The following is a 20984-nucleotide window of genomic DNA, read 5'->3' on the forward strand; positions in this document are numbered from 1 at the left end:
GGAGAGCTACCCGTGGAGACGCGCTTCCCCTTTGTTGACTGGTTTCGTAACGCGGCGCCGTATATCAATGCGCACCGCGGGCGCACCTTTGTCATTCTGGTTGAGGGCGAGGCGATGGCCTCGGAGCGCGGCGAACAGTTGATCCAGGACTTGGCGCTGTTGCATACGCTCGGCGTACGCCTGACGCTAGTGTTCGGCATTCGCCCGCAGGTGCAGGCGGCACTGGAAGAGGCTAGCGTGACGCCGCGGCGGGTGAACGGGCGCTGGGTGGCGGATGGCGCGGTGATGCGCCAAGTCGAGCGGGTAGCCGCCCAGCAGCGCCTGTGGCTCGAAGCGCGGCTTTCGTTGGGGCTGCCGAGCACGCCGTTGCACGGCGTGGAGCTGAGCGTGGTCTCGGGCAATTTGGTCACGGCCAAGCCGCTGGGCGTGCGCGAAGGCATCGATTTCGACCACAGCGGTGAGGTGCGCCGGGTACGCGCTGGCGCTGTCGAAGGGCTTTTGGATCAGGGCTCGCTGGTACTGCTGCCGCCGCTGGGGTTTTCCAGCACCGGCGAAGTGTTTGATCTGGACGCCGCTGACGTCGCTCGGCATGCCGCCGTGGCGCTCAAGGCCGACAAGCTCATCTTGCTGGGCGAGTCTGACGGGCTGACCGACGAGCACGGTGCGCTGCTGCGCCAGCTGGCCCCGATTGATGCGGCCCCGCGGTTAAACGCCGCCACGCCGGGCAGCGAGCTTGCCCGCCATCTTCAGGCCGCTTGCGCGGCCGCGCGCGAAGGCGTGGCGCGTACCCACCTGCTGTCGTGGCGCAATCACGATGCGCTATTGGGCGAGCTTTTTACCCGCGACGGCGTGGGCACCATGATCACCCAGCACCGCTACGAGCAGCTGCGTCCGGCAACGCTTGGCGACGTGGCCGGCTTGCTAGAGCTTTTAGAGCCGCTCGAGCAGCGCGGCATGCTGGTGGCGCGCTCCCGTGAGCGCCTTGAGCACGAAATCGACGACTATCTGGTGATCGAGCGCGACGGCATGGTGATCGGCTGCGGTGCGCTGCAGCTCTTTGACCACGCCGACGTAGCCGAGCTTGCCTGCGTGGCGGTGCATACCGATTATCGCGGCGGCGCGCGCGGCGAGCGGCTGGTTGAAGCGCTTGAACAACGTGCGCGAACCCGCGGCGTAGGCGCGCTTTTTGTACTCACCACCCACACCGTTCACTGGTTTGCCGAGCACGGCTTTCGTCCGTCAAGCCTGGACGAACTGCCGCCGCTCAAGCGCGACGCCTATAATCACGCGCGTAAATCCAAGGTGCTGTTCAAGACGCTTGGTTGAGCGTTTCCCTTCTGATGTGCTTATTGAAAGCGCCGTTTGTCCCTGTGGCGATGCCCGCTACAGGGTGATGAGAATTCCGCCACTGGCCAAGATGATCACCACTGCCCAGGCGGGCAGTTTCCAGACGTTGAGCAGAAGAAAACCGGTCAGCGCCAGGGCGAACTCACGAGGGCCGAGAATGGCGCTGGTCCAGACTGGTTGATAAAGAGCCGTACCCAGAATGCCGACGACTGCCGCATTGGCGCCGTGCATCAGCGCTTGAGCGCTATCCCGGCGGCGAAACCGATTCCAGTGGGGCAGCACCGCTACCAACAGCAGTATCCCGGGCAGGAATATCATGACTAGCGCAAGGGCAGCACCGAGCAGGCTGCTGCCGTGCGGCGCTATCATCGCGCCCAAATAGGCGGCAAAGGTGAACAGTGGCCCAGGTACGGCCTGGGCGGCGCCATAGCCTGTCAGGAACGCGTCCGCACTGACCCAGCCGGATTGCACTACCTCGGCTTCGAGCAGTGGCAGCACGACATGCCCACCGCCGAACACCAGGGCGCCGGCGTGATAGAAGGCCTCCATAATCGCCAGAGTGGCGGAGGGGCTGGCCCAGACCAGTAGCGGCAGGCCGGCCAGCAAGATGACGAAGGCGAGCCCCGCCCAGCGTCCGGCGCGGACGGAGACGAGCAGCGGCAGCTCGGGCGCGCTGGCCTTGGTGTGGGCCCGACACAGCGCCATACCAGCCAGGGCACCGACCACGATGGCCGCCACTTGGCCCGATGGGCCGCTGACCAGCACCACGGTGAACACCGCGGCCAGAGCGATGCCGGCGCGTCGAGGATCGGGGCAAAGGCTGCGGGCCATGCCCCACACGGCGTGGGCAACAATGGCTACCGCCATGATCTTGAGGCCGTGGATGATGCCCTGGCTGATAGGGCCATCAAGCACGGCAGCGCCCAGGGCGAACAGTACCAGCGCGATAGCCGAGGGCAGGGTGAAGGCCGTCCAGGCCGCCGCTGCGCCCCAGGGGCCGGCGCGCATCAGCCCCAGGGCGAAGCCCATCTGACTACTGGCTGGGCCGGGCATGAATTGGCACAGCGCCACCAGATCGGCATAGGCAGCTTCGGAGAGCCAGCGGCGCCGCTCCACAAACTCGGTGCGAAAGTAGCCGAGGTGGGCAATGGGGCCGCCGAAGGAGGTCAGGCCCAGCAGCAGAAAGGCGCTGAACACGTCTCTGACGCGCCCCGAAGGATGTGGCGTATGGCGCATTGCCCGGACTCCTTGTCATCGTGCTTCAGCTGCGTGGTGCAGCACGTATCATCTTACTAAATCGGCGAGTCATGATGCTCCATGGTATTGACACCTGCATGACAAGCCGGCGTTCGTCGCTCATGCGTGAGGCGCAAGTGTCACTGGCATTTCGATCTGCTCCTTACGTGCAGGGCGCCGGCGCGCTTATTGATAACGCCGCTTCACGTCCACGCTTAGCCAACCCTCCCCTAAGCGCAGCTTGAGCCGCTGGCCGGGGGTGGTATCTGCGGCGCGGCGAACCACTTGGCCCTGCGCGTCCTGGGCAATGGCGTAGCCGCGCCCCAGCACCGCCAGAGGACTGACCGCGTTAAGCTCCCGGGCGGCTGACGTCAGGCGCGCCTGACGCGTCTGCAGCTGCTGGCGCATGGCGTTTTCCAGCCGGCCGGTAAGCGCGGTCACACGCTCGCTTTCCTGTCGGTGGCGGCGGTCAAGGTGATGGTTCTGCAGGCGTTTTTCCAGCTGCGAAAGGGCGCTTTGCCGCGCGGCGAGGCTTTTGTGCGCGGCGCGCTCAAGCCGCACGTTCAGGGCGTTTAGCTGCTGGCGCTTTTGATTAAGCGCTTCGCCGGGGTGGCGCAGCCGTGCCCGCAGCGCGTCCAGGCGTTGGCCGTCGCGCTCAAGGCGCGCCCGCATGGCGTGTTTCAGCCGCCGCTGCTGCTCGGCAATATCGTTGCGCAGGGTGGGTTGGTCGGGCACCAGCTGTTCGGCGGCAGCAGACGGCGTCGGCGCGCGGCGGTCGGCGGCAAAATCGGCCAGGGTAAAATCGACTTCGTGACCCACGGCCGACATCACCGGCAGCCGCGAGTGATATACCGCCCGGGCCAGATGTTCATTATTGAACGCCCACAAATCTTCCAGACTGCCGCCGCCCCGCGTCATCAGGATCACGTCTTTATCCGCCTCAAGGCGCGACTGGCGATTCAACAGCCCGAGCGCGGCAATCATCGCCGGCGCGGCTTTTTCGCCCTGTACCGCCACCGGAATCACCGTCACCTCCACCAGCGGCCAGCGCTTTTCCAGCACCGCGAGCACGTCACGCACCGCCGCGCCGCTGGTTGAGGTAATGACCAACAGCCGCCGCGGCGGATAGGAAAGCGGGCGCGCGTTGGCGAATATACCTTCGCCGTCGAGGCGCTTTTTCAACCGCTCGAAAGTGGCCAGCAGCTCGCCCAGCCCCGCGGCCTGCACCGCTTCCACGATCAGCTGGTAGTCGCCGCGGGGTTCAAACAGCGAGACCCGCGCGCGCACCCTGACCTGGTTGCCGTCCTGCAGCGGGGCGGCAACAAAGCGTGCCTGGGTACGAAACAGCGCGCAGCGAACCTGAGCGCTGTCATCCTTGAGGCTGAAATAGACGTGCCCCGACGCGGGCCGGGCGACGTTGGAAAGCTCGCCTTCTACCCAGACCTCGCCCACGCCGCGCTCAAGGGAGCGGCGCGCCTGCTGGTTGAGCTGGCTGACGGAAAGGGGCGATTTATTGTCAGTGGGCATAGGCGTTGGCTGCGTCAGTCGTGGGTAGATTGGGTGCCGGGCTGTTGCTGGAACAGGCCATGTGCACAGCATAAAAGCTGCCTGAACGGACAGAAAATGCGGCGGTGGAAAAGGCCGTCGAGCTTAGCCCAAATGCGCTGGCAACAGTAGTGGCGGCACGGTGACGTATGCGCATTTGCATTGCTGAAAAGCCGTGCAAAACGTTACAATAGGGGACTAACCTTTCACGCCCCCTCTTCCCACTTCAACCTGGGTGTTGCCGCTATGCTACGTATGGCCCAAGAAGCGCTTACGTTTGACGACGTACTCCTCGTTCCCGGTTTTTCTGACGTGCTGCCCAATGACGTTATCCTGAAGACCCGCCTGACGCGTGACCTCGCACTCAATATCCCGCTCGTGTCGGCGGCGATGGATACCGTGACGGAAGGGCGTCTGGCGATTGCCATGGCGCAGGAAGGCGGCATCGGCATTATCCACAAGAACATGACGGTGGCGCAGCAGGCGCTGGAAGTGCGCAAGGTTAAAAAGCACGAAAGCGTTATCGTCAAGGATCCGGTCACGGTGGGGCCGCAGGCCAAGCAGGCCGACTTGCTGGCCATGGCGCGGGAAAACGGTTTTTCCGGCTTTCCGGTGATCGAAGGGCAGACGCTGGTGGGCATGGTAACCGAGCGCGATATGCGCTTTCAGCCCAACCACGGCGACAGCGTGGCCGATATCATGACCCCGCGCGAGCGGCTGATTACCGTGCCGGAAGGGACCGGGCTCGACGTGATCAAAGCGCAGATGCAGGAACATCGCATCGAGAAAATGCTGGTCGTCGATGACGACTTCCGGCTGCGTGGCCTGGTGACGTTTAAAGACATCGAAAAGGCCCGCACCTACCCGATGGCCGCCAAAGATGGCGACGGCCGCCTGCTGGTAGGCGCTGCCGTGGGCACCGGCCCGGAAACGCCGGACCGCGTGGCCGCGTTGGCCGAAGCCGGCGTTGACGCGATAATTGTGGATACCGCCCACGGCCATTCGCAGGGCGTGATCGAACGCGTGCGCTGGGTCAAGCAAACCTTCCCGCAGATTCAGGTGATCGGCGGTAACATTGCGACCGGCGATGCCGCCCGAGCGCTGGCCGAAGCCGGCGCCGACGGCGTGAAGGTCGGCATCGGCCCCGGCTCCATCTGCACCACGCGTATTGTGGCCGGCGTGGGCGTACCGCAGATTACCGCCGTGTCCAACGTTGCGGCAGCGCTTGAACCCTACGATATTCCGCTGATTGCCGACGGCGGCGTGCGTTTCTCCGGCGATTTGGCCAAGGCGATCGCGGCCGGCGCCAGCACGGTGATGGTCGGCGGGCTTTTGGCCGGCACCGAAGAGGCGCCCGGCGAGGTCGAGCTGTATCAGGGGCGTACCTACAAGGCGTACCGTGGCATGGGCTCCATGGGCGCTATGTCGCAGAGCCAGGGCAGCGCCGACCGCTACTTCCAGGATGCCAGCGCCAGCGCCGAGAAGCTCGTGCCCGAGGGCATCGAAGGCCGCGTGCCTTACAAAGGCATGATGGGTGCGATCGTCCACCAAATGATGGGCGGGCTGCGTGCCTCCATGGGCTACACCGGCTGTCGCGACGTGCAGCAGATGCGCACCCTGCCCGAATTTGTCAAAATTACCGGCGCCGGTTTCAACGAATCTCACGTCCACGACGTGCAGATTACCAAGGAAGCACCCAACTACCGCGCCGGCTAGACGGCAAACGCGACACACGGCGGCGAGGGCAAACCTCGCCGCTCGCTTTCAAGAGACACCGCGATGACTGATATTCACGCCCATAAAATCCTGATTCTTGATTTTGGCTCCCAGTACACCCAGCTGATTGCCCGCCGCGTGCGCGAGCTCGGCGTGTATTCGGCAGTGCGCGCCTTCGATATGACCGAAGCTGAAATCCGCGACTATCAACCCAACGGCATTATTCTTGCCGGCGGGCCGGAATCGGTCGCCGAGCTTGGCTCGCCCCGCGCGCCGGAGTGCGTGTTTAGCATGGGGCTGCCGGTATTTGGCATCTGCTACGGCATGCAGACCATGGCCGAACAGCTGGGCGGCAAGGTAGAAGGCTCCAACAAGCGCGAATTTGGCTACGCGCAGGTCGGCGTTGATGCCGACACCGCGCTGTTCGAGGGCATCGCCGACCACTTGGATAAAGATTCCGGCAAGCGCCTGCTCGACGTGTGGATGAGCCACGGCGATAAGGTCGCTGAAGTGCCGGCAGAGTTTACCGTGACCGCCTCCACGCCCAGCTGTGCGAACGCGGCCATGAGCTGGGAAGAAAAGCAGTTTTACGGCGTGCAGTTCCACCCTGAAGTGACGCACACCCTGCAGGGGCAGCGCATTCTTGAGAATTTTGTGGTGAACATCTGCCGGGCCGAAAAACTCTGGACGCCGGCGCAGATCATCGAGGATCAGGTCGCCCGCGTGCGCGAGCAGGTAGGCGATAGCCACGTGCTGCTGGGGCTTTCCGGCGGTGTGGACTCGTCCGTGGTGGCCGCGCTTCTGCACCGTGCGATTGGCGACCAGCTGACCTGCGTATTCGTCGACAACGGCCTGCTGCGCAAGAACGAAGGCGATCAGGTGATGGAGACGTTTGCCAGCCATATGGGCGTCAAGGTGATCCGCGTGGAGGCCGAAGAGCGCTTTCTGGGCAAGCTTGCAGGCGAGGCCGACCCGGAAACCAAGCGTAAGATCATCGGCAACACCTTTATCGAGGTGTTTGACGAAGAAGCCGGCAAGATCGACGGCGTGGACTTCCTCGCGCAGGGCACCATCTACCCCGACGTCATCGAGTCCGCCGCCGAGAAGACCGGCAAGGCGCAGGTGATCAAATCGCACCACAACGTCGGCGGGCTGCCCGAGACCATGAAGCTCAAGCTGGTCGAGCCGCTGCGCGAGCTGTTCAAGGACGAAGTGCGCAAGCTTGGCGTCGAGCTCGGCCTGCCGGCCGATATGGTGTATCGCCACCCGTTCCCCGGCCCCGGCCTTGGCGTGCGTATTCTCGGCGAAGTGAAAAAAGAATACGCCGATATCCTGCGCGACGCCGATGCCGTGTTCATCGAAGAGCTGCGTAAAGCCGGCTGGTACGACAAGACCAGCCAGGCGTTTGCGGTGTTTTTGCCGGTGAAATCGGTCGGCGTGGTCGGTGATAACCGCCGCTACGAGTGGGTGATTGCGCTGCGCGCGGTAGAAACGGTCGATTTCATGACCGCACGCTGGGCGCATCTGCCCTACGAGCTTTTGGAAACCGTCTCCAACCGCATCATCAACGAGATGGCAGGCGTCTCCCGCGTTACCTACGACGTCTCATCCAAGCCGCCTGCAACCATTGAGTGGGAGTAGTTAGGCGTGTCTAACTAACTGAAAAATAACTAAAATAAAGTTACACAAAAGTTTCTCATAAAAAATTTAGCCATTGTTTTAATTGCGTTTTCCGCTTACAGTTACACGTAAAGCTACACAAAATTGCGACTACTGCGAGCAGTAGTTACGTGAGGCGGGAACGTGGTATTGAAAAAACAGCAGTTTGCAGAAGAAGAAATTGCCATATTTGATGAAGCCGTCATCTACAAACGCGGTGAATACTGGCAGTTTCGAATGTGGCTTGGGAAAGAAAAAAAGTATGCCCGAAAAAGTTTACGCACGCGGAACCAGAATACTGCTGTAGAACGCGGCAAAGCTGCTTATTTAGAAATCTACTCTAACTTACAGCAAGGCAAAGCCTACTTCAGTATTACAACGAAGGAGGGCGTTGAACTTTATCTGAACTTTCGGAAATGTGACGTTGAGTTAGGGCATATTGTTAGTGGACGTTTGGCAACAATAGCTACGCACTTGCAGCACTTTTTAGGATTTATTGGTAAGGATACTAAGCTTAAAGAGTTGGAGCGTACTGATTGCGAAAGCTATTATTACCATCGCCACAAATCATCTAATGGCAACGTCAAACAAGTCACTGTGCAAAACGAACAAAGCACAATCAATGCGTGTATAAAGTGGCTGAATAAAAATGGCGAAACGCATATAGATGGCTTTGAGTTTAAGAAATTACCGCGCTTGGACAGAGGTAATGAAGCGATACGCAGGGCAACACTGACTAACAACGAGTACGAAAAATTATACCGTGCGATGCGCACTTACTGTGCAAAGCAGAGCAAGTTAGATAGTGATGAACTTAGAACGCGAAAAATCGTGCAGCACTATGTGTTGATAGCTGCGAACAGTGGTTTGCGTGTTGGTGAGCAACGACAACTGCGTTGGAGTGATGTGCAAATAGAGCGTCACAAAGTGAGTGGCACTGAACAAAAATTGGCACGAATAGGCGTACGAGCAGAGACTAGTAAAGTGCGCACAAGCCGAACATTCCTATGCCGAAACGGACAATATTTTGAACGGTTACGGAAAATAACGCAGCCAGGTAGTGAAGATGAGCTTGTGTTTACAGTAGATGGAGAGAACGGGTTAAGCAAACGCACTCTGCTGTATCACTTTCACAAGATGATTGACTTGGCTGATATAGCAGACAGAGCAACACGCGACTTAGTGCCCTACAGTTTGCGTCACTTTATGATTACGCAGCGTATTATGAGTGGACTTAATTTTCGGCAGATAGCTGATATGTGTGGAACGAGCGTAGCGCAGATTGAACGGACATATTATCATTTGAACGATGAAATCCGGCTAACAAACGCAATTGCAGACTATCGTCGTAATGCAGATGGCACAATTGAGCCTATCTAAAGCGCGTTAACACTCTTAGATTAGTTCTACAGCGTTACGGAGCATATGTGGCTGGATGTCGATGTAGCGCTGCGTTGTAGCAATGCTCTGGTGTCCGGCAAGCTCTGCCAACACACGCACGCTAGTGCCTTTCGCTGCTAGTTCCGTAATAAACGTTCTACGTCCGCTGTGACTAGTTGCTCCAGTAATCCCCGCTCGTGCGTACAAGCGCTGTAGAAGCTGTGTAGCAGTGTTAGAGCTGAAGCGCTGGCTCTTTTGCGTCGTAAACAAAAATCCGCTGCATACGCCGTCTAGCGCTTGCTGTGTGTAGCGTTGCAGCTCCCTCTGCATACGAGCCGGAACGTATACAGTGCGCGCTTTTTTGTTTTTTGTTCGTTTTGCCTCCAACGTAAACTCTGCTCTTGCAGCGCCATTACTCTCAAGTACGTCTTCAACGCGCAGCGCTGCCACTTCACCAACCCTCATTCCGCACCAGTGTGTGAGCAGCAGCATCGCGCAATCGCGCTCAGCATATTTACTGCACGATTTTGTGACGTCTAACACGCGCTTCAGTTCTGCTTTGTTTAATCCCGCCTTATTCACCGGGCTGAGACAGAAAAGAAGATGGCGAGCAGTTTCTCTTGTAGAATCAATATGTTCCTAACCGAACTTGACTCAAGAGGACCACTCGCCATGGGTGAAAGCCTATCCCCCTGGACCCCGTCATGCAACGGGTCCATCCGCGTCGAGCTCAGCGGCCATCGCACCACCAGCGACAGCGGTGCTTTGCTGTTGCGTGAAGCCCTCGACAACAGCGGCATGATCGATGCGCTGGACGACCATCTGGTCGATCATCGCGACCCGGATCGCGTCCGCCACTCGTTAGCCAGCCAGCTGCGTACCCTGGTGCTGCAGCGTTCGATGGGCTGGATCGACCTCAGCGATACCGACACGCTCCGCCGTGACCCGCTCTGGCAGCTAGCCTGCAGTGATGCCCGCGGGACAACGCCGTTGGCTCAGGACCGGCCATCTCAAGCGACGCTGTCGCGGCTGCTGACGTGCCTGGGCCGCGACGACAATATCGATACCGTGCATGAGGGCCTGCTGCGGCTGGCGGTCTGGCGACTGACCTCGCTGGACGGCGGCGAACGCCCCGAGCATCTGACGCTGGACATCGACGGCTTGCCGATCGACGTCCACGGCCACCAGGGCGGTTCGGCGTTTCATGGACTTTACGGGGCCAGAATCTACTCGCCTTTGGTGGCCTCGCTGGCAGAGACCGGCGACATGGTGGGCGGTCTGCTGCGTGAAGGTAACGCCGGCCCAGCCGAGAATGCCGATACCTGGATCCCACATCTGGTGCGGCGACTCAACGAGAGCACCGGGGCCAAGGTCAAGGTACGCATCGACGCGGGTTTCACCGACAACGACACGCTTGAGGCGCTGGAAGATCGCGACATCGAGTATCTGGGCCGGTTGCGCAGTCATACGGGCCTGCAGACACTGGCAGCGCCACATCTGAAGCGGCCACGCGGCCGGCCCCCCGAGCAACCTCGGGAATGGTGCCATGACCTGGCGTACCAAGCCGGTACCTGGCCGGCGCCGCGGCGCGTGGTGCTGGTGGTACAAGAGCGGCCCGATGATCTGCTGCTGCATGCCTTCTTTTTGGTCACCAACCTCGGCAAGTTCAACTGGCCGCCGGAAAAGGTCCTGGCGCTTTATCGCAAGCGCGGCAGCGCCGAAGCCCACATGGGCGAGGTGAAGTCGGCGCTCGACCTGCATCTCTCCTCGACTGATCGCGGTGTCTCCACCGTCCAGGACGTCATGGCCCGCAACGAGGTAAACCTGCTGCTGACTCTCTGCGCTTATCAGGTGCTACACGGGCTGCGTTGCCTGTTGGAACGACAGACCCGGCAGGGCTGGAGCCTGAAGCGGATGCGCGAGCAGGTGCTTAAGGTGGCCGCCACGCTGACAGTGCACGCCCGGCGCATCACCGTGCACCTCGGCGATGCCGCCGATAAATGGTGGCCATCTTTACTGAAAGGGTTGCCGCGGCTGACGGCATTGACCTGACACGTCGCATTACTCAGCCTTTTCCAGCAGACAAAACGGCCACTATGGAGGCCGACGACCACGGCTGCGCCGTCACTCGAAACCAATGAACTTCAGTTATAAATATCACGGCATTGATACGATAAAGCTATGTGCTAATCGGCTACTCAGCGACCGTATGACATAAAAGCCGGTCGGTCCCGGTCACCACGGGACGTAAAACGCTCGTTCGGCGTCCTGATGAATAAGGCGGGTTAATGTCTTTGCCTGCGCCATTATCTGCTCCAAATATAATGTTTTCGTGCTTACAGTATATTTTCTGATGTTTGTTTTGAGCAATCGAAGCAGTAATGGAAAAGTGACTAACTAAATCATACAGTTATGTCTGAATGTAAGAGTTTAACTATTTTATTATATATTCCTTGTGTATTGCGTAAGTGCTTTGCACTTCCTCAAACGCTTTCTGTGTCTCACTCCGCTGTCGCTTCAATCGAGCACATCAGCGTAGCTTTTGTCAGTTGCTTTTGGTGATTTATGTAGATTCTGAAGTCAAAGTGAGGCTTTACGCCTCAAATTAACAGTTCTACATTTTATGTGAGTTCCTCTGTCAGTGTTTGCGCACAACCAGGCAGGTGCTGGTGTAAGCGGGGTTACGCTGTTGCTTTTACGTGCGTTGAGTTAATCGTAACGCAATGCTGGAGCAGCCAAACACTGCCGCTACAACACATACAAGGTACTGATTTTATCAGCCTCAAGTCTTGTTCCTCTTCTACTAAAATTGCCTCTGCTAGAGCAACTGCGCGGACGAATTTCTGTTGGCATCAACTTGCGTTGGCAAACTCGACGTCATTTTTTAGGCGCTGTAAACAGATAAATACGTGCAGTGGTTAATTGCAGTATACCTACAGTTATTTATCAACAGAGAGCAAACTTATGCAGAAAACGGTTCTAAACGATGTATTTTTACTTTTACAGCAGATAGGTGCTGTTGGCAGTGAAGTCGAATTTAGCAGAGATTGGTTGTGCAGAAGCGAGTGCTATATGCGCACGCTGCGCTTTAAGTGCGCACAGCCCAGTGTTGGTACGTTGGCTATATGTGCTAGCAAGCTACAGCACTACGGGCGCTGTATGACGGCGACAGATAAGCATAAAAAAATGGGTGCGCAGTTTATTGAGTTGAGCGAGCTATGCCATCAGCAGATAAATTCCAACGCGGAATCGACGTGGATGGATGAGATAAATATTTAGAGATTTTTAAACGACACCGCCAGGCTCGTTACTAAAAAAAGCTATTGCGTAAATTCAAAAATTACCGCGCAATTTCAAGCGGTGGAGTACTTACAGATTTGAGGTGGTGATTTTGCACTCACTCACTAAACTTTGGGAGCTAAAAGGAAATGAGCAATACAGCACTACAGGACATACAGCGAGCACTAAAAATCATTCGCGCTAACATCGACAAATCGAACTATGACACGAAGCTAGCTGCACTTGAGCTAATTATAGACAGCAGTAAGGACGTAGTGAATCAAGCTCGAAAAGCTCGTGCGCCGGATGTGAAAAAGAAAACGGTAGTGGTGCCGAAAGAGAAAAAGGTAAAACGTATCGTACCCCAGTTTCAGAAAACGCCTCAGCCATCAAAGTCAGAGCCCAAATCAAAATCGACGCAGCCCGTCCGTCCGCGTTCGCCGTTATCCAATCAACGCGACAGCTAACCGATAGTGCAAAAACAGTATCAAATTGCACGGTTTTCTGCTATCTCCATTATCAATTTCTCAAGCGCTAGACTGGCATAGCGAGGCGTGATTCAAATAGTATGAGCCGAATCCCTCTGTCCGAATTTGTAGACAGCAGAAAAACGTGCTGGACGTTTGCTTGGCTGTACTTTAGTGTGCACTCTGAGAATTCAATTAGGTACAAGGAGTCGATGTAATGAAGGCATATTTAGAGTTGAAGGCAGAGAAAGAAGCTATTGAAAAGCAGATGGAAGATGCGAGGAAAAATGAGCGTAAGGCTGTCATCAAACAAGTACGTGAACTTTGCAAAGAATTTAAGATTACTGCAGGACATCTGAAAGGAACACTAGCCGAAGGGCGCAAGCCTAAAGCCAAATAAACACTGCTCAATTACCTTTCTTTATTTTTAGGGGTTCTATTTTTGAAATATCGTGCCGAAATTGACGGCTTGCGAGCGCTTGCTGTTGTCCCAGTAATTTTATTTCACGCTGGGTTTGAGTCTTTTAGTGGCGGGTTTGTCGGTGTTGATATATTTTTTGTGATTAGTGGTTATTTGATTACAACAATACTTATTGAAGATATTGAAAAAAAACGATTCAGTCTCGTTAATTTTTATGAGCGACGGGCTAGGAGAATATTACCCGCTTTAGCTGTTGTCTCTCTGTTTTCTATTATTTGTGCTTGGGTGCTACTAAATCCAATAGAGTTGAATAAATTTGGATTCTCGTTGCTTGGTGTAGCAACATTTACTTCTAATATTGTCTTTTGGCGAAGTGAAGGCTATTTTACAGACTCAGCCGAATTAAATCCGTTACTACACACGTGGAGCTTGGCTGTAGAAGAGCAGTATTACGTTCTGTTCCCAATCTTTATGTTTTTTGCTTGGCGATTCGGAAAGAGTAAAGTTTTTTGGATGATAGTCCTTTTCTCGCTATTAAGTTTAGCCTTGAGTGAGTGGGGATGGAGAAATAAACCGACGGCTAATTTTTACTTGGCACCAACACGTGCTTGGGAATTGTTTGCTGGCTCAATCGCAGCATTTTCTGTTCAGAAGCGTGGGGTAAAAGCTAATAATTATTTTTCGATACTTGGCTTAATTGCCATTATATTTTCTATCTTCGCTTATGATGAAAGCACACCCTTTCCAAGTGTTTATGCATTGGTTCCAGTCTTAGGCGTTGTATTACTCATTTTGTATGGCGCCAAAGAAACATATGCTGCGCAAATATTAGGCTCGAGAGCTTTTGTTAGCATTGGATTAATAAGCTACTCGGCATACTTGTGGCATCAACCAGTATTAGTTTATACGCGCATTACAATAGGCAATATCGAGCTAGGGCTTGGTTTGGCGCTATTATTAATTTTGGTAACTTTTATTTTGGCATACCTTAGTTGGCGTTATGTTGAAAACCCGTTTCGTAAAAGAGAAATTTTTTCACCTAAATCAGTTTTTTCGTTAAGTGCTGTGTCTCTGATTTTTCTATTGAGCTTTGGGTTATTATCAAGCGAAGTGTCAAAGAACGTCGAAGAGCAGTTGGCGCTTGATTTATCGACTTCTGAATTTGTCTATTTCTCTAACATTGATGAACGAAGCTTTGTCTCATCGCGACTAAATCTGCCATTAAACAATGTTGAAACCTTAGTTATGGGTTCGAGCCGAATGATGCAAGTAGGTACGGCTACATTAAATGAGTCAGTGCTCAATCTTTCTGTTAGCTCAGCATCTATTGAAGATAATGTTGCGTTTGTTGGAGAGGCGGTAATGCAAGTCTCCCCAAATAGAGTTTTAATTGGAGCTGACCCCTGGTTACTAAATCGCTTTAACGCAAAAGATAGATGGAAATCTGTAGCTTCATTATACGAACATTGGGCGAAATTAATTGCAAAAAAAGAGTCTAATACACTGAATAGTAAAGCTTTCTTTAGTCCATCAGAAAGAGACTTGCCCGGTAAGCGTTCTGATTTCAGTTTTTTCAAAAAAGCCTATAATGCAATAAATTTTAACTCCGGCTCTCTTGTGGCAAGAGGCGGTGATGTTGAAGGTATTGCAAAGAAAGCTTACGACGGTTTTCACATCTATAACGACGAATATCAATCTACTACTCAAAACGAAATGAAGAAAGGGTTTGATAATTTGTTGAAGTATAATATGCAAGATTTTGAAATTGATGTTAAGGCAAAAACTAATCTTACTAATTTGGTTTCGTGGCTTAAAAGGAGTGGTGTCGAGGTTTACTTTGTGTTCTCGCCTTATCATCCAAACTTGTATTCAAAAATGTTGTCCAACAACTCGGTTCATATTGAAATCGAAAGATATCTTAAAGATATAGCGTCGGATTTGGGTGTGAACATCGTTGGCTCATATAATCCGAAAGTTAATGGATGTATGTCAGCCGATTTTTACGATGGAATGCATCCGCAAGAGTTGTGTATGAAAAAAGTCTTAAATGGAATTAGTCGATGATGAGTGAGCGCTGCTAAAATCAATAAAAAACTTTAGTCAAGTGAATAGCATATACTCTGCTGAGTTGGATGGAAGTTAGATGTGTTCTAAATTAGAAACATATGAGAAACGAATACTTAAAAAACTTGAAGGAATAGTAGGCACACTCAAGCGCGGAGAAAACGTGCAAAATCGCCAGCTACAGCATTGGCTTACAGAAGAACAGTATGCACAAATTGAGCTTGAATGGAATGAACAGAAGGACTTGAGGATAGAGTTAAGAGATAAGCCAGACGAGTTGAAGCGTTACGAAGTTAAGCTGAAGGAAGCGATTATGATGGATAATCGTGCAAGCGCTTATCATCGCAAGGGCAAGAAATCTGCTGCATATAAATGCGATTCGAAACGAGAAAGCTTGTGTGAAGACGCGTTAGAAATACTGCAAGAAACCGTTTTTGAGGATGCAACCTTGCAGATGTGGTTCGATAGAACTTTGGACTTCGGACACGGTAGCTTGATTGATTCTTCGCTTGGTAACTTACCGCGTTTAGTGACATCGCGCAGCATTGATAAACAACGTGATGATAGCCGCATATTGAAGAAAATTGATGTAAAAATAAGTGTTGTTGAGCGTGCTATTGATGAGTTAAAAAATTGCGATACTGTTGTAGATAACGATAAAGAAGAAGCGACGTGGAAGAAACTTGAGGGATTTCTCAAGCTGGACGACTAAATTTCGAATGACAGTAAGTTTGCTCTGAAAGCACAATGCAGTTGTGCTTAAAAGGAGACTGTTATGAAAGTACTAGATAGTTTGAACTTCGTTGCTTATACGCCATTTTCGGATAAAAATCCTGTTGCTGTTCGCCGTCGCAAGCTAATAGCTAAAATCGAGGAACAGTCACTGCTCGCAGCTGACACTGACTATACACCTACAAAAACGAAGTGGGTTACAGATAGCGAAGGCAATCAGAAAAAGGTTGAAGTTCCCAAGCGAGTTAAGCGGTGGTGGGCAAAAACTGCGGACGGCAAAGTGAATCTAGTAGTGCGCTATGGCAGCAAGTCTTTAGAATTTGCGAAGGGAAAAAATGCTATCGAGCTGAACAGTGAAGCCGAGGTAGAAAGCACGCTGACTAAATTGAAAGAAGCTGTCGAGACTGGCGAGTTAGATACGCTGATAGAGCAACAGGCGCAGTTTGGCAGACGTGTGACACAAAAGAACAAGTGAGCAGAAGGAATAGAAGAACGCACTTGCGTTTTAGTGTGTTCTTCGTCGTACAATGTGCAAGTGGTTAGCGCGTAGGTTATTGAAATCGAATATAAACTTACGCGTATAAAAAGCGTGCAGGGTGATGCGGGAGTTACACAATACTTGCACACGCACTATGAGATAGAAATAAAATACTGATAATAAATAAGAAAAAAACTACGTCACTATTGAATGGGAGTAAGCGCTCGCTGCTGGTCATGAGCCACGACGGTGAACTGCAGGATGGATGCGGTTCATCGTCTGCTCGTAGGTGAGGATTGATAATGAAGAATCGCTTCGCGAAATCGACTCCCCTGACCCATTTTGCGCGCAATGCGACGGCGGAGCAGAAGCAAGCGTTGCGCAACAAGGTGATCAGCAACGCTATCGCCCGCCAGAAACGCGTGCTTGAACAGGCCAATGAGCAACACTGACGAGCGGCCGCGGTGTGTAACCGCTGGTTTGCTGCTGGTCGTTGCCCCCGGTACCCGCCAAACGGCGGGTTTTTGTTGTTATGTGTTTAGTCGATCACGAATTCGACTGACCAGGCGCCAGTGAGCGAATCGGTGTCGATAATGGTCGCCGTACAGTTCGAAGCCGGCGTTGCGTCTACGTTCCAATTCGGAAACGTCGAGCTGCCCGGCCCTGGCAACGCGACGTAGGACGTGAAGAAATTGCACGTTGTGCCATTAGCCGAGTAGTACACGCGCGCGTAATTGACATCCGGGCTGAGCGGGCTTTGTACGCCATAGTTATCTTCATCGAAGGATTCGATGACGTCATCGGGTTTTGGTGAGGCATTCTGATATGTTTCTTCGGCCTGATCGCCAATTCGGTAATATTCCGCAGCATCAGGTGACTGGTTTTTGACGGTAATAGCGACTGGTGGGCCGGCGAGGGCGGCACTAGCGAACCCCATCATGGCGACAAACGCTGAAATTCCGATTACTCTGGCTTTCATCTCCATTCCCCCTTTCTTGGTATTGTCACCGTCGTTAATTCGACGATTTTGATTAACCCCACGATGCAATTAGCGGTCGATAGCGTTAATCGTTGGTGCCCCAGAATAAGGCTTATTGTTCTCGATCCAGTGTTGCCGGCGTTCGACGTAATCGACTGGATACTGCGCCTGCTCAATCGGCGGCAATCCTTCGTAGTAATCAATACAATTCTGGAAGAATTTGTCGTTCTGGCCGGTCGCTTTATATTCCGCCATGCCCGCTGCCACGACACTTTTTTTCCAGTCTTGACGGCGGTCGGTTTGTTCTAAATACGCGGCACGCCGCTCGTTCGTGGTGTAGCTGCCGCTGTCGTCATACATCACGAGCGTAAGTTGATCGTCCGATAGATTCGCAAACGGGTTCGTGCCACGCTGGCCGTGGCTTTGCGTGAAATCCGTGGCCTGTTTGGCGCGCTCCAAAAGCGCCGGGTCGTCGGTATCCGGCACCTCGCGAACGGCGGCGGCCTCGTTGTATGTGTTCCCGCTAAATTGATCGCGCAGCCGCGATGCTTCGTCGGCTAGCTGTGATCGCGTCAGCGATGCATCGCGTTGTTCGGCTTGAATGGCGCTCTGGGCGAGTTGGCGACTGGTGGTGCTCAGTGATACGCCGTCTTGAACGATGGTGCCGGATGAAGTTGACGCTGCAGCACGGGCGTCGCTCGTGGCGGCTGCGCGCTCGGCAGGCCTGGTTCCCGTCGCGCTGGGAGAAAAAGCGTTGGGGTTGATGTTAATGGCCACGGGGGCTCCTATCTTGAGCAGGTCTACCTAGCACTATCGGCGGCTGGATCAAGAACTTGAATGGTTTGTTCGGTGCCCCCCCCCGCATGCTCGAAAGCTACAGAGGATTTGCTTGATTTAGTGTACGATTTATTCCGTTTCGTGAGCTGGCCCCATGACACTCTCGGGACTAGACACCTACTGCCAAAAACATCAATTCTGCCTCTCGGTATACGGTAAAACACCATACAGGAAGCACAATGATCATCATCTACGGCATCAAGGAACACCTCAACCCGCTCAAGGCGCGGCTTTCCGAGGTCATTCACGGCTGCATGCAATCGGTTTTGGGCATGCCGGAAGACAAGCGGGCGCATCGTTTTATCCCGCTGGACGCCGAGGATTTTTACTACCCGGGCGGGCGTTCGCCGGCCTACACGGTGATCGAGATCAACATGATGCAGGGCCGCACGGCGGCCACGCAAAAGGCGTTGATAAAGGAGTTGTTCAGCCGAATCGAATCGGAAGTGGGCATTGCCCCGGTAGACGTGGAAATTACGCTCAAGGAGCAGCCGGCTCACTGCTGGGGATTTCGTGGCATGACCGGCGATGAAGCACGTGATCTGAAGTATGCGGTCAAGGTGTGAGGGGCACTGACATGAACCCCGTCATTCAGCAAGAACCCACCGGCTGCGGCATTGCCGCCAGTGCCGCGCTTGCGGGTATCAGCTACGCCGAGGCGAAGCGCTGCGCCAATGCGATGGGCATTTACGCCGGGGATACCGCGCTGTGGTCCGAGACGGCGCACGTTCGCCGCCTTTTGCGCGAGCTGGGCGTTGCGGTTGCCGCTGATGAAACGCCTTTTACGTCCTGGGAGTGCCTGCCGGATAAAGCGCTGCTGGCGATCAAGTGGCGTGTTGAGCAGGGCAGGCCATTCTGGCACTGGGTGGTGTTTGCCCGAGAACATGGTGAAGCCCGAGTGCTGGATTCCAAAAAGGCGCTGCGCTCGAACCTGCGCCGGGATTTCGGGCGCATCAAGCCCCGATGATACATCGAAATATCCAATTAACAAGTTGCTGTGGTGCGCGACCGATGGACGGCGGACGTCTTTTTCATTGCGGCTTCGTCTTCATTACAAGGTCGCCGCTAAACTAAGCATTATACGTCATATCATATGGAGAAAAGCATGAGGTTTTTATCAATTATATCTGTGGGTGTCGCTCTTTTAGTCGGCGGTTGTACTTCTATCCAAGTTCAGCCATTGGATGCCTCAACGACTCTTGAGAATGTCTGTATCGAGAAGAACGAGAAGGTAATCGTCCCTAATTTTCTTAATGTTGTGAGGCAAGGCTTCACTAGGCATGGGATTATAACGAAGGTGTATGAGAGTGACCTGCCTGCCAACTGTGAATTTATGCTCACCTATACTGCCCTACGTTCTTGGGATTTCGCAACGTACTTGTCTCACGCTGAGCTTTGGTTACACACTAAAAATAGTAGGCAAGTTGCTTATGCGGAATATCACCTGAATGGAGGCGGCGGTTTAGCTCTCAATAAATGGGCGAGTACCGAGAGCAAAATGAATCCAGTCCTTGATAAACTCTTGGTTAATTACAAGTGACATATAAAGAATTGCTCACATCCGCTGCGGCTCTTTCGGGCCTCCGCTGGACGTGCGAAAAGACTGCACGCCGCTTATTTCGGCATTAGACCGACTAGCATGGAGTCTCGGGCTTGAAGTGCCGCTGTCTCCCCAGCCGCACAATGCCTGTCGCAGCTATAAGCTCGAATGCTTACCCACCCCAGAAAGAACTCTCCACTACACAAAGCCCGTTAATCAGCGGGCTATCGTCTCCATGCGTAATACAAAGCCCTGAATTACGCACACAAATCGACAGCGTCCAGCCGTCCATTTGCCATTGCCAGGCGTGAATGGGGCCGTGGGGAGCAAGACTTGCCAGCCGTGTATCCAGCGCTGCGGCGGGCGGGGTGCCTTCGATGCAGGCGAGTTTGTAAAGCGCTTCGTGCAGGGTCCAGGCGCGGTAGAACGCGGCTAGCGGGTCATCGCTTTCAAGAATCGCCTGCCTCACGCGGGGTTCGGGCAGCCATTCCAGCAGTTCGCCAAGGCGCTCTCTGTGGCGGGGGCGGGCGTGTTCCAGGTCGATCCCTACCGGGCAGTTGGCGAGCCCGGCGACGACCTTGTCATCGCGGTGGCTCAGGCAGGCGATGTCGCTGCTTGCCAACGCCGGATGCACGGGCGGGCCTTTTCTCCCCCGCGGGGTCCAGCCTTCCACGGCGCACTCAACGCCTTGGTCCGCGGCGAGCCGCGAGAGTAGCTCGCGGCCTCGGTGAGACTGCTGATGGCCGCTGTTGCCGCAATGGGCCATCAACAGTGACAGGCGATATGTCATTCCAGTGCCGCCCTTAGCGCAGGGTCACGACATCACCGCGCAGTGCGACGCCCGCCATCAGCATGCCGGCATGGCACTCGTATTCATCGTTGGATGACATCGGCTCGCGGTCGTAAAAGCTCTCGATGTTGATCACCGCATTGCCGCCTTCTGTCCGCACGCGGTCTTGCAGGCTGAGCAGGGCTGAGAGCATGACCCAGCGGCAGGCTTCTTCATCGCTTTTGTTGAAGGCGTTGGTCTTTTTATTGGTGACGAAATTGCCGTGCTGTTCGGCAACGTCTGCGTGAGGTGTGTTGCCAAAGACAAAGCGGATGTTGGAATCCAGCTGGGTCTTTGCCTCGGGAAGGTTCATGGCTTGTTCAACGGGCAGCATCAGTACGGTGTCCCGGGCTTCTGCCGTGGAGGTCAGGGCGAGCCCGCCCAGTAGTGTAGCGGCCAGCACCAGCAGGCCTTTTTTGCCCAGCAGTCCTTTTGTTCCCTGTGTTGTTTTCATCATCTTCCATGTTCCTTATTG

At 54.4% G+C, this 20984-nt stretch carries 22 protein-coding genes; 15 read left to right on the top strand and 7 right to left on the bottom strand.

What is annotated here, in order from left to right; genetic code table 11:
• Positions 1-12: 12 nt before the first annotated feature.
• Complete coding sequence (gene argA / locus B5495_RS12505) at positions 13-1326, top strand: amino-acid N-acetyltransferase (RefSeq protein WP_079554203.1); 1314 nt, start codon at positions 13-15, stop codon at positions 1324-1326.
• Positions 1327-1383: 57 nt separating this feature from the next.
• On the opposite strand, the gene chrA is transcribed toward argA, so the two are convergent.
• Together chrA and xseA are read right to left on the bottom strand one after the other, a co-directional pair.
• Positions 1384-2583 (bottom strand): chromate efflux transporter, encoded by a 1200-nt coding sequence (chrA, locus tag B5495_RS12510; RefSeq protein WP_079554205.1) that lies wholly within the window; start codon positions 2581-2583, stop codon positions 1384-1386.
• A 186-nt stretch (positions 2584-2769) separates the two neighbouring features.
• A complete protein-coding gene (xseA, locus tag B5495_RS12515; protein ID WP_079554207.1) occupies positions 2770-4110 on the bottom strand; it encodes an exodeoxyribonuclease VII large subunit in 1341 nt (446 codons plus the stop codon).
• A 264-nt stretch (positions 4111-4374) separates the two neighbouring features.
• Here xseA and guaB point away from each other — a divergent pair, with 264 nt between their 5' ends.
• From guaB to B5495_RS12530, 3 genes are all read left to right on the top strand, one after another.
• Positions 4375-5844, top strand: coding sequence for an IMP dehydrogenase (guaB, locus tag B5495_RS12520; protein ID WP_079554209.1), 1470 nt, complete (start codon positions 4375-4377; stop codon positions 5842-5844).
• 63 nt (positions 5845-5907) lie between these two features.
• Complete coding sequence (gene guaA, locus B5495_RS12525; protein ID WP_079554211.1) at positions 5908-7485, top strand: glutamine-hydrolyzing GMP synthase; 1578 nt, start codon at positions 5908-5910, stop codon at positions 7483-7485.
• Positions 7486-7647: 162 nt separating this feature from the next.
• Positions 7648-8883, top strand: coding sequence for a tyrosine-type recombinase/integrase (locus B5495_RS12530; RefSeq protein WP_079554213.1), 1236 nt, complete (start codon positions 7648-7650; stop codon positions 8881-8883).
• Between the two features lie 15 nt (positions 8884-8898).
• Here B5495_RS12530 and B5495_RS12535 read toward each other — a convergent pair whose 3' ends face one another.
• Positions 8899-9465: a tyrosine-type recombinase/integrase gene (locus B5495_RS12535; RefSeq protein ID WP_079554215.1), complete on the bottom strand. Its 567-nt coding sequence runs from the start codon at positions 9463-9465 to the stop codon at positions 8899-8901.
• A 51-nt stretch (positions 9466-9516) separates the two neighbouring features.
• Between B5495_RS12535 and B5495_RS12540 the strand changes: the two genes are divergently transcribed.
• From B5495_RS12540 to B5495_RS14780, 8 genes are all read left to right on the top strand, one after another.
• A complete protein-coding gene (locus tag B5495_RS12540) occupies positions 9517-10935 on the top strand; it encodes an IS1380 family transposase (protein WP_079550240.1) in 1419 nt (472 codons plus the stop codon).
• Positions 10936-11847: 912 nt separating this feature from the next.
• The gene (locus B5495_RS15145) at positions 11848-12162 is read left to right on the top strand and encodes a DUF6626 family protein (RefSeq protein WP_079554217.1); all 315 of its coding nucleotides are present in this window, start codon (positions 11848-11850) and stop codon (positions 12160-12162) included.
• A gap of 149 nt (positions 12163-12311) precedes the next feature.
• Entirely contained in the window at positions 12312-12629 is a 318-nt protein-coding gene (locus B5495_RS14715) for a hypothetical protein (protein ID WP_154045267.1), read from the top strand.
• Between the two features lie 217 nt (positions 12630-12846).
• Positions 12847-13029: an H-NS family nucleoid-associated regulatory protein gene (locus B5495_RS12550; protein WP_079554219.1), complete on the top strand. Its 183-nt coding sequence runs from the start codon at positions 12847-12849 to the stop codon at positions 13027-13029.
• A 42-nt stretch (positions 13030-13071) separates the two neighbouring features.
• Positions 13072-15114, top strand: coding sequence for an acyltransferase family protein (locus tag B5495_RS12555; protein ID WP_079554221.1), 2043 nt, complete (start codon positions 13072-13074; stop codon positions 15112-15114).
• A gap of 79 nt (positions 15115-15193) precedes the next feature.
• On the top strand, positions 15194-15826 hold the full coding sequence (locus B5495_RS12560) for a hypothetical protein (RefSeq protein ID WP_197685623.1): 633 nt from the start codon (positions 15194-15196) through the stop codon (positions 15824-15826).
• Positions 15827-15889: 63 nt separating this feature from the next.
• The gene (locus B5495_RS12565) at positions 15890-16321 is read left to right on the top strand and encodes a DUF6641 family protein (protein WP_079554223.1); all 432 of its coding nucleotides are present in this window, start codon (positions 15890-15892) and stop codon (positions 16319-16321) included.
• Positions 16322-16626: 305 nt separating this feature from the next.
• Positions 16627-16776 (top strand): hypothetical protein, encoded by a 150-nt coding sequence (locus tag B5495_RS14780; RefSeq protein ID WP_172824570.1) that lies wholly within the window; start codon positions 16627-16629, stop codon positions 16774-16776.
• An 86-nt stretch (positions 16777-16862) separates the two neighbouring features.
• On the opposite strand, the gene B5495_RS12570 is transcribed toward B5495_RS14780, so the two are convergent.
• Positions 16863-17309, bottom strand: a complete 447-nt coding sequence (locus tag B5495_RS12570; RefSeq protein WP_079554225.1) for a hypothetical protein — start codon at positions 17307-17309, stop codon at positions 16863-16865.
• 63 nt (positions 17310-17372) lie between these two features.
• Positions 17373-18080 (bottom strand): hypothetical protein, encoded by a 708-nt coding sequence (locus tag B5495_RS12575; protein WP_079554227.1) that lies wholly within the window; start codon positions 18078-18080, stop codon positions 17373-17375.
• A gap of 239 nt (positions 18081-18319) precedes the next feature.
• On the opposite strand from B5495_RS12575, the gene B5495_RS12580 reads away from it, so the two are divergent.
• From B5495_RS12580 to B5495_RS12590, 3 genes are all read left to right on the top strand, one after another.
• Entirely contained in the window at positions 18320-18706 is a 387-nt protein-coding gene (locus B5495_RS12580; RefSeq protein ID WP_079554229.1) for a tautomerase family protein, read from the top strand.
• A gap of 11 nt (positions 18707-18717) precedes the next feature.
• Positions 18718-19107, top strand: a complete 390-nt coding sequence (locus B5495_RS12585; protein WP_079554231.1) for a hypothetical protein — start codon at positions 18718-18720, stop codon at positions 19105-19107.
• Between the two features lie 138 nt (positions 19108-19245).
• Positions 19246-19680 (top strand): Sbal_3080 family lipoprotein, encoded by a 435-nt coding sequence (locus B5495_RS12590; RefSeq protein WP_197685624.1) that lies wholly within the window; start codon positions 19246-19248, stop codon positions 19678-19680.
• A 172-nt stretch (positions 19681-19852) separates the two neighbouring features.
• Here B5495_RS12590 and B5495_RS12595 read toward each other — a convergent pair whose 3' ends face one another.
• Both B5495_RS12595 and B5495_RS12600 read right to left on the bottom strand, forming a co-directional pair.
• Positions 19853-20470: a 4'-phosphopantetheinyl transferase family protein gene (locus tag B5495_RS12595; RefSeq protein WP_079554235.1), complete on the bottom strand. Its 618-nt coding sequence runs from the start codon at positions 20468-20470 to the stop codon at positions 19853-19855.
• A gap of 13 nt (positions 20471-20483) precedes the next feature.
• Positions 20484-20966 (bottom strand): excinuclease ATPase subunit, encoded by a 483-nt coding sequence (locus tag B5495_RS12600; protein WP_231897189.1) that lies wholly within the window; start codon positions 20964-20966, stop codon positions 20484-20486.
• Positions 20967-20984: the final 18 nt, after the last annotated feature.

It is taken from the genome of Vreelandella subglaciescola (assembly GCF_900142895.1).
GTDB lineage: Bacteria > Pseudomonadota > Gammaproteobacteria > Pseudomonadales > Halomonadaceae > Vreelandella > Vreelandella subglaciescola.

Excerpts from the sequence above, each read along its gene's own strand:
- B5495_RS12540 (WP_079550240.1), top strand. The coding sequence starts at position 9,517 with ATGTTCCTAACCGAACTTGACTCAAGAGGACCACTCGCCATGGGTGAA.
- B5495_RS12580 (WP_079554229.1), top strand. The coding sequence starts at position 18,320 with ATGATCATCATCTACGGCATCAAGGAACACCTCAACCCGCTCAAGGCG.
- B5495_RS12590 (WP_197685624.1), top strand. The coding sequence starts at position 19,246 with ATGAGGTTTTTATCAATTATATCTGTGGGTGTCGCTCTTTTAGTCGGC.
- B5495_RS12595 (WP_079554235.1), bottom strand. The coding sequence starts at position 20,470 with ATGACATATCGCCTGTCACTGTTGATGGCCCATTGCGGCAACAGCGGC.
- B5495_RS12560 (WP_197685623.1), top strand. The coding sequence starts at position 15,194 with ATGTGTTCTAAATTAGAAACATATGAGAAACGAATACTTAAAAAACTT.
- guaB (WP_079554209.1), top strand. The coding sequence starts at position 4,375 with ATGCTACGTATGGCCCAAGAAGCGCTTACGTTTGACGACGTACTCCTC.
- B5495_RS12585 (WP_079554231.1), top strand. The coding sequence starts at position 18,718 with ATGAACCCCGTCATTCAGCAAGAACCCACCGGCTGCGGCATTGCCGCC.
- guaA (WP_079554211.1), top strand. The coding sequence starts at position 5,908 with ATGACTGATATTCACGCCCATAAAATCCTGATTCTTGATTTTGGCTCC.
- B5495_RS12565 (WP_079554223.1), top strand. The coding sequence starts at position 15,890 with ATGAAAGTACTAGATAGTTTGAACTTCGTTGCTTATACGCCATTTTCG.
- xseA (WP_079554207.1), bottom strand. The coding sequence starts at position 4,110 with ATGCCCACTGACAATAAATCGCCCCTTTCCGTCAGCCAGCTCAACCAG.
- B5495_RS14780 (WP_172824570.1), top strand. The coding sequence starts at position 16,627 with ATGAAGAATCGCTTCGCGAAATCGACTCCCCTGACCCATTTTGCGCGC.
- chrA (WP_079554205.1), bottom strand. The coding sequence starts at position 2,583 with ATGCGCCATACGCCACATCCTTCGGGGCGCGTCAGAGACGTGTTCAGC.
- B5495_RS14715 (WP_154045267.1), top strand. The coding sequence starts at position 12,312 with ATGAGCAATACAGCACTACAGGACATACAGCGAGCACTAAAAATCATT.
- B5495_RS12600 (WP_231897189.1), bottom strand. The coding sequence starts at position 20,966 with ATGATGAAAACAACACAGGGAACAAAAGGACTGCTGGGCAAAAAAGGC.
- B5495_RS12550 (WP_079554219.1), top strand. The coding sequence starts at position 12,847 with ATGAAGGCATATTTAGAGTTGAAGGCAGAGAAAGAAGCTATTGAAAAG.
- B5495_RS15145 (WP_079554217.1), top strand. The coding sequence starts at position 11,848 with ATGCAGAAAACGGTTCTAAACGATGTATTTTTACTTTTACAGCAGATA.
- B5495_RS12570 (WP_079554225.1), bottom strand. The coding sequence starts at position 17,309 with ATGGAGATGAAAGCCAGAGTAATCGGAATTTCAGCGTTTGTCGCCATG.